The organism is Spartinivicinus marinus (assembly GCF_026309355.1).
Lineage (GTDB): Bacteria > Pseudomonadota > Gammaproteobacteria > Pseudomonadales > Zooshikellaceae > Spartinivicinus > Spartinivicinus marinus.
In genome coordinates this window covers 3922631-3936071 of the sequence record NZ_JAPJZK010000001.1, presented here as the reverse complement: position 1 = coordinate 3936071, position 13441 = coordinate 3922631, and the positions used below count along the sequence as shown (strand labels likewise).

Genomic DNA, 13441 nt, shown 5'->3' with positions numbered 1-13441 from the left:
ATGCAAATAAAGCTTAGGTATCTTCCAGGCTTAGTGCTGCTGTTGACGGCTTGCACCCCAAAAGTACAAGTAACAGCACCCGAGAAACCAATTACCATCAATCTAAATGTAAAAATTGAACATGAGATTAAAGTTAAGCTGGATAAAGAGCTTGATAAAGTGTTCAGTGATGATAGTGAGCTATTTTAGGAGCCACCATGGATAAAATAAAAATCAAACAATCTCTGCTACTATGCACACTACTAGCTGTATTATTCTCGCCTTTCAGCTGGTCTCTAGACTTAAAAGAAGCCAAACAACAGGGGCTCATTGGCGAACAACAAAATGGCTACCTAGGCCTTGTAAAGAGCCATCCTGAAGCCAAACAAATCGTTAAGCAGATTAACGCAAAAAGAAAAGCCAAATATAAGCAACTCGCCACCCAAAATGGCATTTCACTTGATGCAGTGAGTCAACTTGCAGGACAAAAAGCCATAGCCAAAACACCTTCAGGGCAATATGTTCAATCAGCAGCTGGAAAGTGGATCAAAAAGTAAACTAGCAATTTTTCAGCTCTAAGGCCTTAGCTCTTAGCGCCATTTGCCAAGTTCATTAAGAAGCAAGCAACTCTAAGTTGTATAGCTTTTATTCAAGCATATAAGAAACAACCCTTAAATAACCACACACTAGCTAGTTATTAGACAAACTGTCTATAAAACAAACATGTTTCATAGAATGTGTAGATGAGAATAAAGGCTTTGCTTACTAATGACACTCTATTTGCAAAACAATGAACCTGGATCAAGTAGCTTAAAGCCCTTCTTCAACTACCAACAAACAGCTGTTATTAATTAACAAGCAAATAGATCGAAGCCAATTACTTGGCATATGCAACGTATTGAGGTAGTATTTCAGAAAGCGTCTTTAGTCTCGACCAATTAATGCATCTAAATCTCCGTTCCTTTAAGGTACCCTGCGTACTTTCAACGGTCGAGGCGGTGGTAGTATTTAATAAAAGGAAGCAGCCCATGTTTGTTGGTATTGGGCTTTTTTTGCATTCATTTACTTGTCGAGCAGCCATGCCCTGTTATGGTAGTGCTTTGCAAGTGAATTTTGTGTGTAAATATAATTGGCAAGCAAAACGAGCAGAGTAATTGAAAAGAATAGCTTAGTAAGAGTCCAATACGATTAAAGCTGATTAAGACATTTCAAAAAATTAAAGATTATCCTACTGGTTCAAAAGTCACCAAGACTTAGCCAGAACAAGTTGACACTACAGCTATAGCTCAGAGGTTAGCAGCTTACCTAACTCAGTGTCACCTTGGTTGAAGATATTCCATACCCGTTACGGGTATATTTATGAAGTGTCGCAATTTGTCCTTTTATTTATGTTAGCCACTGACAGAAATGAATTATTGAATATAAATACTGAAGTGAGAACTAAATGAGAAAATACGTTTGTATACGCGCACTAAATTTAAGAGATGCCAAGTTGGGCCTCGCGAACCAAAATGCTACTATAGTGAGAAGCAACGTAGAACAGGTAGACCCAGCCTTTCGAAATTTGGTTTATGGTCTTGAAGCTCAAGGTTTAAAAAACAAGATTGATGAATGCCCATTGTTTTGCTTTTTAGTTGAAGATAAAAAGGGTATTGATTTTAGTCAATTTAATGAAGTAGAAGTTTCTTTTCCCATGGAGTGGTTTGAATCTGCAAAATCTACTGTACGTCACTTAACAGGTCTTGCTTATTGTGAAGCAACCAGCGAACTCGCTAATGGCCTTGAACTAAAAGATCAAAACCGAAAAGTAATCTATCAACGCCCTAAAGCCGTTTAAAATCTATACTACATAGAACAGTTTAAAATTAGGCCGAACAATACAGCCATCTCTATAGTCATCATTGTACCCCGCAGCGAACTGTATGCTGCAATACTAATGAGATGGCTGACGACTTTGTTTTATATGCCCCCCCTTCTATGTTCTTATTCTCCTGCCTAAAATACTAAATTAGCTAAAAATACTCCCCTTAAAAACCGCCCCTCACTGGAATAGATACAACACTTGCTAATACTTTATTAAATACTTCTTTATCTAAACCATAATTATAAATTTTTAATAATACATCAGGTGCATCTTTTACTGTTATAAACACCATATCAGTAATCGGCCCAACTTGCACCTCTGCATGATATAAATTAAAATCGTTCATTTTACTTATATAAAAGCGGCCTGAGTTAAAATAATTTCCCTTATTGGCTAATGCCAAGCGCCAAATATATCTATCATAATAGTCTGCAGGCTCAGGTTGTTGCAATCTATTCAAAAACATAATGGCTGGATAATCACTTACTTTAAATCGACTTTTTGAAAAAGCTTTTGGAATATCAAGCATAAAGTCTTTTTCTTCTACCTGTTCAACCAACAATCCAGTATGGTTTGGATAAACTATTTGTTTTTTAGTTAGGGTTGACTTATGAATTGTACCATTAATTGGTACTTGCAATTTAAAAACTGGTGTTTTAACTACTTCTGTTTGTTCCGAAAACTCCAGTTTGGGATAAGATCTAGTCACTGCTATATCATTACATACCTCAGCCTTGCAATACTGATCTGTTTTCAGCAACATAGGAATACCAGCACAAGCTATTAACAGAGAATTCAGCGCCAACACCCCCAAGTATTTTAAATAAATGCTTTTCATAAACTATACCATCATGAGTCATTTCTAGATGCAAAAGTTAACCACACTCACACCATCCTTGGCGTTCCGCGACAGCAACAAAGCCAAACCAATTTGGCAAGATCAAATTGGAACAGCATAGCTCACCGCAGATAAATACCAGGGAGGTATTTATCTCATTGACGAAGAGTATAAATCAGATCTCATACTTGTTTAAAGCCAGTAGTATCAAGAATATTGATCGAATATCACTATATCCCAAATAGCACTTATTAGTAAATTTTGGCCTCACCTGCAGGCCTGTTTTTAAACCGACGATGCAACCAAAGATATTGCTCAGGGTGCTGTTTAATGTATCCTTCAATTAAGCTATTAATTCTTGCCATATCTGCTACAGCGTCTTCAGAGGGAAAGCTATTTAGAGGGGAGGAGCACTTAATATGATATCGTCCTTGCTGGTCCCTAGAATAAAAAATCATTGCTACTTTAGCCCCTGTTTGTTTTGCAAAATCTGTAGGGCTAGTAATAGTCGCTGCAGGCACACCAAAAAAAGGCACAAAAATACTACGTTTTAGCCCCATATCATTATCAGGTAAAATAACACCCAATTCCCCTTTCTGTAAGAAGTACAACAGGTCCTTTACTTGTTTTCTAGGAATAAATCTCGCTTGATATTTTTGTCGACACTTACCGCTTACATACTCATAAACAGGGTTATCATGAACACGATACAGTAGGTTATAAGGCACCTGTAGACCTAATGCTCTAGCAACCATTTCCACCGAGGTCATATGCAAACCGCATAACAGGACGCCTTGTCCTTGATCAAGCAACTGTTTTATATCCTCGGCACCTTCAACAGTACAAAGGTGCTTAATCTTTTCTTCACTACTCCACCAAGCGAGACCAGGCTCAATCAAGGCAAACCCAACTGCCTCAAGATGACACTTTAATAACGACTCTCGCTGTTGTTGAGTTAGACTGGGGAAACAAAGCTCCAGATTTTTCCGAGCAATATTAAGACGCCTCCCTCCTATTTTGTATAATAAACGCCCTAACAGCCGGCCAATATTATTTAGCCAGGATAATGGGAACTTCGCTAGTATCCACAATACTCCCATTAATAGCCAAATACCCCAATATTTTGGATGAGCTAACTGCCAATTAAAAGTATAGTCATGCAAGTAAGCTTTTTGACGAACAGTTTGCTCAAGTTGATTATAGTTATTCAATGTATGCTCTCTTGTTATTTTATCGTTTATCAGCTGACTTATCCTAAAATTATATGCCTTACAAAGCAAACCTAAACGACAGTATTCTATTTATTATAAAGAATAAATAATTCAACTCAAAATAGCGCCTTTAATTCACCAAATATCAAAATCACTAAATATAAACTTGCTTTATTTTCCAGTAACCTATAACTGTACAAAAATCACTTGAGTCCGATAAAGTATTTTAGTTAAATGTGGTATGAGTCCACTAAGACTTGTCACGAATGTTTATACTTACTATTCATAATAACTAAGACTATTAAGGAATCGCTTTCTCCTGCTTAAAAGAAAAGCATTGCTAATAGCCGAAGAAACGAGATTCATGCCTAATATGGGGTTGTGTATGCTTCCTTCCCTCTTAAAAGGACAACTCATTACTGTAAAACTTACAGCAATAACGGTAATCACTAGAACAGCTATGAACTGAAAAGGCTTCACTGCCTTAGTTTAGGCTGTAGAGCTTGTTGTTAATCCTATCTACAAGCTTTACAAGTCTCCTTCTATGGAAAACAGTATCACCAGAAAGCAAATAATAACCATTAGTATTGAGAATAGTAGCCGTTTTATTCTAATACTTGATAATCACTCGCTTTTGCAGCTATATCCTAGTCAGTGACCACTTCATTTTCTAAACACCATAGGGTACAAACACCGTTAATTGGTTTGTGAGTAAAAACTAATCGTTTACTCTTATGTCAAATAAGGTAGAAGCTGTTTAGTTAATGCCGTTAAGCTTAGAGGGATATCAGCTAGCTAGCAAAGCTTGATCTAAGTGGAGAAAACCATATGAACTGCATCAAATCTGAGCTAGAAAACATGTTGGGTATTCTCTCAATACCCTATGCAGTGTACTTGCTTTATAAAATTCGCCAAGAAGAAAAAGTTTTGCTTGGTAGTAAGTAACCTGAAATTATTTGCTTTAACCTATCAATTTTTGAAAGCTTTTCAGACTAAAAAGCTCTTCTTTTGTGCAGTTTTGTAATAATTAATTGCCAATAAGCACTTTAACCAGCTACCAAATAGTTCAACACGATTAAAATACCACTTATGTTTTGCTGTTAACAACATAAATACTATAATTACCAATATAATTAGAATATCAACTAGGTAACAAAAGAGGAAACACAACCAAGCAAACTAGTTAAAATATTACAATATAACAACTAAAACTAGGCTAAATTATTAAGCCGTTTACTTGTTTTTTTATTAAGTGCCTGTGTGATAATAGGAGTTAGCGTATGAATAGCAAGCCTAAGCTCGCTGCCAGGTATGTGAAGTCAGAAATAGACAACGTTTTTGGTATTCTGTCTTTACCCTATGCATATTTTTTAGCCTACAAGTTAGCAAAAGAAGAAAAAAACTTAGTAGGAAAGTAAATTAGCTCCCAACTTGTGGGAGTCAACAGACACAATATGCATAATTAAAACCAAGCTATTTTACTTAATGTTGAATGCTTGTTTTGTATTTTGAGTAGTCTGTTTGGTAAGTGACCCAACGTCTATTTCCCTTAAACCTGCTATTATTTCAGCAATTTTAGGGATGTTCTCAGGTGAATTACAGCCAGTTTTTACAAAGCTAGGCAGCATATCAGGTGCATCAGTTTCAAGTACAATATTCTCCAGAGACAAGCAAGTAACTAGCTTTCTCAGTTTGCTCGCTCTTGTATAGGTTACAGCTCCCCCAAACCCCAACTTAAAGCCCAATTCAATAAAATGCTTTGCTTGCTGCTCACTGCCTGCAAACGCATGAACAATACCACCTTCTTTCAACTTTACCTGCCTGAGTAGCTTTAGCACCTGGTCATAGGCTTTTCGTATATGTAACACAACGGGTAACTGTGCTATTTTGGCGATAACTAACTGCTTCTGTAATAGCCGATACTGCTTATCAAAACCATTTTCATCTAGCATAAAGTCTAAGCCTATTTCACCAACCGCTAGAGGCTGATGTGTTGCCAGCATAGTCTCTAAGCACTCTAACGCATTTGAGTCGTGCTCATTAAGAAAGTACGGATGTAAGCCAAAGCCATAATGTAGCGATACGTTAGTCATTTGCTGCTCAATGATAGCTAATTGACGTTGCCAACCGCTTTCACTGATACCAGGAACAAATATAGAGCTTACTCGCAGGCGTTCGCAATTCGCCAGCACCTGAGACCGATTATGGTCAAATTCGTTAAAATCAAGATGGCAATGGCTATCAAAATAAGTGTCAAGTTTGTTGTTCAACATCTATCTTTCAATGACTTCAGTTCATCAATAGCTTTATGGCGCTGTTTTTTAATAATTTCAAGCTCATCCTCTAGCGCTTCTCTACGCTTAAGGTTGGTTTCCTCTACCAGTTTTGCTTTTAGCTGCTTCTGTTGTTCTTTTAGCTTTTTTAACACTTTTTTTATAGAGTGATACTGTTCAGCCTGCTCATGAGGGGGGCTAGCTAAAAACGCTTTTACCTTAGCAAGCCATCGCTTAGCTTTACGTTTCATATTGCTATAACCTCAACCTCATAGCGATGATCCTTTTAAAATTTCTTGCAACTCAGAACGGTCTAATTCAATTTCTTGCTTCAATATTATCAACTCTTCGGCCCCCTGACTCATTGCAACAACAGCCCCTTCCACTAGATGTCGACAAATATCATATACATAGCTATTATCATTCAGCAGCGAACTCGCTATAAGTGGATCAATCGCTTCGTTACGGATTAACTCTTCTAAAACACCATTATATGCTATATCTTGCTTTTCTATTTCTAATTTAATCATTTCTGATTGACTTAAAAACATGCGACTAGCTTCTAGCTCAAAGTTTTGGTTTATCAAACGCAATACTTCAGCTACTCGAAACCGTAGCATATCATATTCTTCACGAACGGCTTTATTTGCTGACTGCCCATAAATAATCAGATTTTTTGACAGATGTTTTACATCTTTTACAGCATCAATTAAGTGCCTGGCAGCCAGCATTAAGGCTATCGCTTGATTACCCTGCTCAGTAGTCATATAACGACGACTATCACCCACAAAACGAATAATATCTGAATAAATTCCTTTCAAAAAATGCTTATAAACATGGTCCACAGTCCATTGCTGCAAGCGAATTGGAGATCTTTTGATTATTTTGGCCAGGTTTTGGTTTGATTTAATATCGGTGCTTGTTACCTGGATTGCATAACAAATAACTTCAAAAGTACTATTAAACAAACCTAGAGACTCCTTTCGTAGCGCACTAATTGCACTGTCAGCATATCGAACAGAGGCAGGATTCAAATAATAAGCTCTAACAACAGGGAGCTCTGATTTACTAGTTAAATCTACAACAACAGAAGCCTTTTCAGGCAGCCACTTAACTAATTGTTTTGCAAAAACACTTACAAAGGGTAATAGTAATAATACACCTAATAAATTAAATAAAGTATGGAACAACGCTAACCTTAACGTATAGTCATCACTACTGATTGTTAACCAATTAGCAAACAAATCGGTGCAATACATGACTTGCTTGATCAATAACAATGTCACTATACCAGTAAGTAAGTTAAAAATAACATGAGCCAACGCCAGACGCTTACCCTGCACATTAGCTCCCATTGCCCCTAAAATAGCTGTTATTGTAGTCCCTATATTAGCTCCTATAGCGATTGCTAGAGCATTCTCATAATTAACTTGTGCTGAAGAAAGCGCCGTAATAATAAGTAGCAGTGTGGCATGACTCGATTGCATTATTACTGTTGCAATAACACCAACAAATGTAAAAATGATTAACCCCTTTACCCCTCCAACTGAATACTGGGTTAATTCAAATCCTCCCCTAAATGCTTCAAACCCTTCCTTAATATAGTGAATACCTAGAAAAATAAAGCCTATACCCAACAAAATATAGCCAGTACCTTTTCGATAACTGCTTGTTTGTAGCAAAAATAACAGACCAAAGACCAACATTGGCATTGCATAGGTAGATATATTGACTTTTAAACCAAGCCCAGCTATCAACCAGGCTCCAGTCGTTGTACCAAGGTTGGCTCCTATAATAATGCCGATCCCTTGCCCCAAGCCTAATAAGCCCGCGCTTAAAAAAGAAATGGTCAATACAGATACTAGTGAGCTAGACTGCATTAAGGTGGTCGTTAGCACACCAAAACTAAAGCTTTTCCAAGTTCGATCAGTCGCTACATTCAGTATTTTTTCAATTAAGCCGCCAGTAAAAGTATTAAACCCTTTTTCAAGCGATATCATTCCATATAAAAAAATAGCTAAGCCTGCAGCAATCAATTGAATATCTTTACTTAGCCAAAAGCTGTAGCTTAGAACAATAATAATTACTGGTAAGGCTAGTTTTTTTATCATTTTACCATAAGGTTCAGCATTGACTTGACCAAACTCTCTGAAGAATACTACTGCTAAACTATGGTATAAATGGATATCACTAGTGCTGCAAACATTCATACCAATACACTAAAGGTAGTACAATGGGGAACACTTCCGTATCACAAACTAATGTCACTGCCAGTAAACACTATTTGTATCGCAATATTGATAGTCATACTCCACTTGATCAAAAAACACGTAAGAAGATTAAAAAGCGTTATCGTAAAGCACTTCATCACTTACAAATTGAGCTAGTAACCCTACAGGAATGGGTTAGGGATAAAGGCTTAAAGATTGTTGTTATATTTGAAGGACGAGATGCTGCAGGAAAAGGCGGTGTCATTCAGCGCATCACTGACTGCTTAAGTCACCGGGTTTGCCGTGTTGCCGCTTTACCAGCTCCCACTGAAAGGGAAAAAACCCAGTGGTATTTTCAACGCTATGTCGCCCACCTCCCTGCAGCCGGAGAAATTGTGTTGTTCGACCGTAGTTGGTATAACCGAGCAGGTGTAGAAAAAGTGATGGGTTTTTGTACCGAGGAAGAATATCTAGAGTTTTGCCATTCTTGCCCCGAATTTGAACGTATGCTGGTTCGCTCTGGCATTACGCTAATTAAGTACTGGTTTTCAGTGAGTGAGTCAGAGCAAAAACGGCGCTTTGAAGCACGCATCAATAATCCACTTAAGCGCTGGAAGCTGAGCAATATGGATTTAGAGTCTCACCGGCGTTATCACAAATACTCTGAAGCCAAAGATAAAATGCTGGCGTATACCGATATCAAGCAAGCGCCTTGGTATGTAGTAAATGCAGACGATAAAAAACGTGCCAGGCTCAATTGCATTGCTCACCTACTTAGCCAGATCCCTTATCAAGAAATACCTCAAGAAAAAATATCCCTTCCCAAGCCTGAAGCTGAAAAATTATATGTACGCCGTCCTTATGATGAGCAGACTTTTGTCCCCGACATTTACTGACTAGTGACGCCGGATTATGCGGCAAAATGCCGCAACTGAATCACTATACCAGCCCCTTATAAGCTCTTATAATATGCAGCCTATCTGTTAACCCGCAATATTGTAGCTAAAAGCCAAAGCGAGTAAATTTTAGGGGGCTAACTTACTACGGCAAGTTTAGTGATGATAATGAGTCCTAAAACTTATTCGAGAAGGGTATATAATGAATCTTTCTCCACCTAAAGCAATGATAAGCATCATTTTCTTTGCTTGCTTAATCATGTTGCTGCTTTATCTACCCACTATGTTGGCATCAAATAGCCCTGCTGCCGACTATATCCGCTGCTCACCACTACAAAATAACTGCATCAGTAAACAGTCGCCACTAGGGTATCTAAAACTACACATCACTCCTGATGACTTACCTTATGACAAGCCAATTAGTGTAGTGGTCAGTAGTGACAACCCAAGTATCCAACAGCTTACACTCCAATTCAAAGGCCGCGATATGGAGATGGGGCTATTACCCCTAACGCTCTCCACCTCTCAACCTGGCACCTATTCAGGCACTACCGGGTTAAGCTATTGTACCTTAGGTGACAAAATGGTTTGGTTAGCAGAACTGACTGTCGTCACCCCCCAAAGTAACTATCGATTAATATTTGAGCTTAACAATGAAGTATAAGTCTTATGCCATACTGTTCAGCAGCCTGGTTTTAATCATGTTATCTGGTTGCAGCCCAACTGAACCTGCTACAACATCAAATAACTCGTTAGCACCTGGTAAACCAGCGCCTAATTTTACCCTACAATCTAACCAGGGGCCTATTAGCCTGGCGGATTTTAAAGGAAAAGGTGTAGTATTATTTTTTGGTTACACCAACTGCCCAGATGTTTGCCCTACTGGTTTAAGCTCGTTAACTCAGGCACTTAAACAGTTACCCAAAACCACTCAACAACGGTTACAGCCTATTTTTATAACTCTAGATCCAACAGTTGATACCCCTGCCCGACTAGCAGAGTATCTACGCTATTTTCATTCCAACTTAATTGGCTTAAGTAGCAATCAGCAAACACTTGAACAGATTACACAAGCGTACCATGTAGTTTACAAGCGCCAACCACAACCTAATAGTGAGTTTGATTTTATTCAACACACAGCTTATTTCTATTTTATTTCACCAACTGGAAAATTAAGTCAATACTTACCTCATCAGTCGTCGATAGAAAACTTAAAACAAGCACTAACCATGCTTGTGAAAACCAAGCAAAAGGAACTTATATGAAAATGCTTATTTCTTCAGCCTTACTGTTAAGCAGCTTATTTATTGCAACACCTACTCTTGCTTGTGATGATCATAAGCTAGAAATTTCCGACTCGTATGTCAGAGAAATGCCACCCGCCAGCAAAAATACGGCAGCTTATATGCAACTAAAAAACACCACTGACAAACCGTTAAAGCTGCTTGAAGTGCAAAGTGATATCGCTAAAAAAATAGAATTGCATAACATTGTTAATGTTGATGGGGTATTGAAAATGCAACCCCAACCTTATATTGAAATAGCAGCCAATAACAGCCTTATATTAAAGCCAGGCAGCTATCATGTCATGATGATGGGGGTTAAACGCCAGTTAAAGCAAGGAGAAGAAGTTAAAATGACATTAAAGTTTGAAGGGGGGATGACAAGAGAGTTAACCGCCCCTGTACAACCAATTATGCCTAAATCGGCTAAAGCAGGGAGTTAACAAAAAATAAAAGGCTCCTTTGGAGCCTTTTCTCTTAGTGTTCTCGTGTAGCTCTAAACTCTACTTCAGGATAACGTTCTTGTGCCAATGATAAATTAACCCGTGTTGGTGCTAAATAAGTTAAATAACCACCACCATCTATGGCTAAATTATCCGCACACTTTCGCTTAAACTCTTCTAGTTTTTTAGCATCAGTACAGTCGACCCAACGGGCAGTCTGCACGGTAATAGGCTCATAAATACATTCTACTTTATATTCTTCCTTTAATCGGTGCATAACCACATCAAACTGAAGCACACCCACTGCTCCCAAAATTAAGTCGTTGTTATTTACCGGCATAAACAACTGGGTAGCCCCTTCTTCCGACAACTGTTGTAAGCCTTTTTGTAGCTGTTTTAGTTTTAGCGGATCTTTTAAGCGCACTCGCTTGAATAATTCTGGCGCAAAGTGAGGAATGCCTGTAAAGCGCATTTCTTCACCCATAGTAAAAGTATCACCTATTTGGATGGTGCCATGATTATGTAAACCAATGATATCACCCGAAACAGCTTCTTCTACTTGAGAGCGATCACCTGCTAAAAACGTCACTGCATCAGCAATTTTTATATCTTTACCAATCCGCACATGACGCATTTTCATCCCTTTAGTGTATTTACCAGAACACACCCGCATAAAAGCAATTCTATCCCTGTGTTTAGGATCCATATTCGCTTGAATTTTAAATACAAACCCAGAGAACTTACTTTCATCTGCAGGTACGGTACGGTCTTGGGTATCTCTGTTTTGCGGGGCTGGTGCCCAATCCACAAAATAATCCAACATTTCCCGCACGCCAAAGTTACCCAGAGCAGTACCGAAAAATACTGGCGTCATCTTGCCTGCTAAAAAAGCTTCTACATCAAATTCATGACTGGCACCACGCACTAGCTCAATTTCTTCCAATAGCTCATCAACTAAGTCTTCCCCCAGCTTTTCACGAGCTTCAGCAGAATCTAACCCTTTCACCTGAATATCATCAGGAATAGTATGACCCTGCCCTTGGGTGTATAAATGAATGGTATCAGTATACAGGTTATAAATACCCTTAAAGTTTTTACCCATTCCCACTGGCCAGGTAATAGGCGCACATTGGATTTTTAGAATGTCTTCAATTTCATCCAGCACCTCAATGTGATCCCTTACCTCGCGATCCATTTTGTTGATAAAGGTAAAAATTGGAGTATCTCTTAGCCGACATACTTCCATCAATTTAATCGTCCGATCCTCAACCCCTTTGGCACCATCAATCACCATCAAACAACTGTCAACTGCCGTCAGAGTACGGTAAGTATCCTCAGAGAAGTCTTCGTGTCCCGGGGTATCCAGCAGATTGACCATCCGTTCGTTGTAAGGGAATTGCATCACCGAGGTCGTAATCGAAATCCCCCGCTGCTGCTCCATGCTCATCCAGTCCGAAGTCGCTGCTCTAGAGCCCTTCTTGCCTTTCACCGTACCCGCCATCTGGATAGCATTTCCAAACAACAACAACTTCTCAGTAATGGTGGTTTTACCTGCATCAGGGTGGGATATGATAGCAAAAGTTCTTCTACGCTTTATTTCAAGGGGTAATTGAGTATCTGACATCGCTCTTTCTTCGATTTTGTACACAAATTTGTACACAATTAATAAAGTACCCCCTAAATACAGAGGCGTAACAAAAGAGCGCAATTTTAACCAATATGACCGCTTGTTCCAATCACTCAATCAGGCTGCTTTAACAGTTGCCCTCAAGTTAGCTTCAAAGCCTGCACTACTAAGACCATGTGTTACTTGCTCAGCCATTCACTCCCTCCCTGAACCCATTTCCCTTATTCCGCTTCCATTCACAGTCATATCGATGATCGTGTTCCCTCGGCAACCATGCAATAGTAGAAATATTTTAAGCATCGATGCAGGGTTTCCAAGGGAATATGGTCTACTTTAGGCTTCAACTGAGCAGACTAAGGCAATTATTCAAGTAAGCTCCTCCTAATATTGACTTCTTTGTTTTTCAATGTTGTTACTGTAGTTTTTAATATATTCATCAATGTTTTCAACAAGCATTTTTTCATATTGCTCTTTAAAATATTTTACTGCTTCTGGTTTTTCCGCTTTTAATTCTTCAATGTTCCTGACTGACGAGGCTACAATAAAAGCATTAAATCTAGCTGCAGCGAAAAGTAGAGATAAGCTTACACTTTCATTTGCTGTACTGTCACATTGAGTGTTAGCAAGACTAATTATTTCGTCTGCTCGCTTGAAGAATTCATGATCTTTAGTGTAGTTGCTCATATAATTTGCTCACTAGCTTTTAATAAACATCAGTATGATGTACCCGTTGCGGCCTTATTTTGACTGAAACCTCTACCCCTTTAAAGCTCACGACTATAACAGTAAATAACTTACACATTATACGATTAATATC

15 protein-coding genes are annotated in these 13441 nt (G+C 38.5%); 8 read left to right on the top strand and 7 right to left on the bottom strand.

Annotation, left to right across the window (positions count from 1 at the left end; all coding sequences use genetic code 11):
* The 3 genes from OQE68_RS17960 (at position 1) to OQE68_RS17950 (ending at position 1816) form a co-directional block, all read left to right on the top strand.
* Positions 1-189: a YnbE family lipoprotein gene (locus OQE68_RS17960; protein ID WP_180568260.1), complete on the top strand. Its 189-nt coding sequence runs from the start codon at positions 1-3 to the stop codon at positions 187-189.
* An 8-nt stretch (positions 190-197) separates the two neighbouring features.
* On the top strand, positions 198-536 hold the full coding sequence (locus OQE68_RS17955) for a YdbL family probable chaperone protein (RefSeq protein ID WP_180568261.1): 339 nt from the start codon (positions 198-200) through the stop codon (positions 534-536).
* An 887-nt stretch (positions 537-1423) separates the two neighbouring features.
* Positions 1424-1816, top strand: coding sequence for a hypothetical protein (locus OQE68_RS17950; RefSeq protein ID WP_180568262.1), 393 nt, complete (start codon positions 1424-1426; stop codon positions 1814-1816).
* Between the two features lie 190 nt (positions 1817-2006).
* Here the strand turns inward: OQE68_RS17950 and OQE68_RS17945 are convergent, their stop codons facing one another.
* On the bottom strand, positions 2007-2681 hold the full coding sequence (locus OQE68_RS17945; protein ID WP_180568263.1) for a hypothetical protein: 675 nt from the start codon (positions 2679-2681) through the stop codon (positions 2007-2009).
* A gap of 251 nt (positions 2682-2932) precedes the next feature.
* Positions 2933-3892 (bottom strand): LpxL/LpxP family Kdo(2)-lipid IV(A) lauroyl/palmitoleoyl acyltransferase, encoded by a 960-nt coding sequence (gene lpxL, locus OQE68_RS17940; RefSeq protein WP_180568264.1) that lies wholly within the window; start codon positions 3890-3892, stop codon positions 2933-2935.
* 1280 nt (positions 3893-5172) lie between these two features.
* Between lpxL and OQE68_RS17935 the strand changes: the two genes are divergently transcribed.
* On the top strand, positions 5173-5310 hold the full coding sequence (locus OQE68_RS17935) for a hypothetical protein (RefSeq protein WP_163832441.1): 138 nt from the start codon (positions 5173-5175) through the stop codon (positions 5308-5310).
* Between the two features lie 60 nt (positions 5311-5370).
* On the opposite strand, the gene OQE68_RS17930 is transcribed toward OQE68_RS17935, so the two are convergent.
* From OQE68_RS17930 to OQE68_RS17920, 3 genes are read right to left on the bottom strand one after another with little or no spacing between them, the layout of a single operon-like run.
* A complete protein-coding gene (locus OQE68_RS17930) occupies positions 5371-6165 on the bottom strand; it encodes a TatD family hydrolase (RefSeq protein WP_180568265.1) in 795 nt (264 codons plus the stop codon).
* Positions 6159-6416 (bottom strand): hypothetical protein, encoded by a 258-nt coding sequence (locus tag OQE68_RS17925; RefSeq protein WP_180568266.1) that lies wholly within the window; start codon positions 6414-6416, stop codon positions 6159-6161. The genes OQE68_RS17930 and OQE68_RS17925 overlap by 7 nt, the downstream gene beginning before the upstream one ends.
* Before the next feature lie 18 nt (positions 6417-6434).
* Entirely contained in the window at positions 6435-8375 is a 1941-nt protein-coding gene (locus tag OQE68_RS17920) for a Na/Pi cotransporter family protein (RefSeq protein WP_180568267.1), read from the bottom strand.
* A gap of 23 nt (positions 8376-8398) precedes the next feature.
* On the opposite strand from OQE68_RS17920, the gene ppk2 reads away from it, so the two are divergent.
* The 4 genes from ppk2 to OQE68_RS17900 all read left to right on the top strand — a co-directional run bounded on the left by ppk2 (position 8399) and on the right by OQE68_RS17900 (position 10997).
* A complete protein-coding gene (ppk2, locus tag OQE68_RS17915) occupies positions 8399-9271 on the top strand; it encodes a polyphosphate kinase 2 (protein ID WP_180568268.1) in 873 nt (290 codons plus the stop codon).
* A gap of 202 nt (positions 9272-9473) precedes the next feature.
* Positions 9474-9935 (top strand): hypothetical protein, encoded by a 462-nt coding sequence (locus OQE68_RS17910; protein ID WP_180568269.1) that lies wholly within the window; start codon positions 9474-9476, stop codon positions 9933-9935.
* Positions 9925-10536 carry an SCO family protein gene (locus OQE68_RS17905; RefSeq protein WP_180568270.1) on the top strand — a complete coding sequence of 204 codons (612 nt, stop codon included), beginning with the start codon at positions 9925-9927 and terminating at the stop codon, positions 10534-10536. The genes OQE68_RS17910 and OQE68_RS17905 overlap by 11 nt, the downstream gene beginning before the upstream one ends.
* The gene (locus OQE68_RS17900; protein WP_180568271.1) at positions 10533-10997 is read left to right on the top strand and encodes a copper chaperone PCu(A)C; all 465 of its coding nucleotides are present in this window, start codon (positions 10533-10535) and stop codon (positions 10995-10997) included. The genes OQE68_RS17905 and OQE68_RS17900 overlap by 4 nt, the downstream gene beginning before the upstream one ends.
* Positions 10998-11031: 34 nt before the next feature.
* Here OQE68_RS17900 and OQE68_RS17895 read toward each other — a convergent pair whose 3' ends face one another.
* Positions 11032-12621: a peptide chain release factor 3 gene (locus OQE68_RS17895; protein ID WP_180568272.1), complete on the bottom strand. Its 1590-nt coding sequence runs from the start codon at positions 12619-12621 to the stop codon at positions 11032-11034.
* 384 nt (positions 12622-13005) lie between these two features.
* Positions 13006-13308 carry a DUF3144 domain-containing protein gene (locus tag OQE68_RS17890; protein WP_180572215.1) on the bottom strand — a complete coding sequence of 101 codons (303 nt, stop codon included), beginning with the start codon at positions 13306-13308 and terminating at the stop codon, positions 13006-13008.
* Positions 13309-13441: the final 133 nt, after the last annotated feature.

What these genes read in the sequence shown, in the direction of transcription:
- OQE68_RS17960 (WP_180568260.1), top strand. Translation starts at nt 1, where the DNA reads ATGCAAATAAAGCTTAGGTATCTTCCAGGCTTAGTGCTGCTGTTGACG.
- OQE68_RS17955 (WP_180568261.1), top strand. Translation starts at nt 198, where the DNA reads ATGGATAAAATAAAAATCAAACAATCTCTGCTACTATGCACACTACTA.
- OQE68_RS17895 (WP_180568272.1), bottom strand. Translation starts at nt 12,621, where the DNA reads ATGTCAGATACTCAATTACCCCTTGAAATAAAGCGTAGAAGAACTTTT.
- OQE68_RS17905 (WP_180568270.1), top strand. Translation starts at nt 9,925, where the DNA reads ATGAAGTATAAGTCTTATGCCATACTGTTCAGCAGCCTGGTTTTAATC.
- OQE68_RS17900 (WP_180568271.1), top strand. Translation starts at nt 10,533, where the DNA reads ATGAAAATGCTTATTTCTTCAGCCTTACTGTTAAGCAGCTTATTTATT.
- ppk2 (WP_180568268.1), top strand. Translation starts at nt 8,399, where the DNA reads ATGGGGAACACTTCCGTATCACAAACTAATGTCACTGCCAGTAAACAC.
- OQE68_RS17920 (WP_180568267.1), bottom strand. Translation starts at nt 8,375, where the DNA reads ATGAATGTTTGCAGCACTAGTGATATCCATTTATACCATAGTTTAGCA.
- OQE68_RS17925 (WP_180568266.1), bottom strand. Translation starts at nt 6,416, where the DNA reads ATGAAACGTAAAGCTAAGCGATGGCTTGCTAAGGTAAAAGCGTTTTTA.
- OQE68_RS17930 (WP_180568265.1), bottom strand. Translation starts at nt 6,165, where the DNA reads ATGTTGAACAACAAACTTGACACTTATTTTGATAGCCATTGCCATCTT.
- OQE68_RS17950 (WP_180568262.1), top strand. Translation starts at nt 1,424, where the DNA reads ATGAGAAAATACGTTTGTATACGCGCACTAAATTTAAGAGATGCCAAG.
- OQE68_RS17910 (WP_180568269.1), top strand. Translation starts at nt 9,474, where the DNA reads ATGAATCTTTCTCCACCTAAAGCAATGATAAGCATCATTTTCTTTGCT.
- OQE68_RS17935 (WP_163832441.1), top strand. Translation starts at nt 5,173, where the DNA reads ATGAATAGCAAGCCTAAGCTCGCTGCCAGGTATGTGAAGTCAGAAATA.
- OQE68_RS17890 (WP_180572215.1), bottom strand. Translation starts at nt 13,308, where the DNA reads ATGAGCAACTACACTAAAGATCATGAATTCTTCAAGCGAGCAGACGAA.
- OQE68_RS17945 (WP_180568263.1), bottom strand. Translation starts at nt 2,681, where the DNA reads ATGAAAAGCATTTATTTAAAATACTTGGGGGTGTTGGCGCTGAATTCT.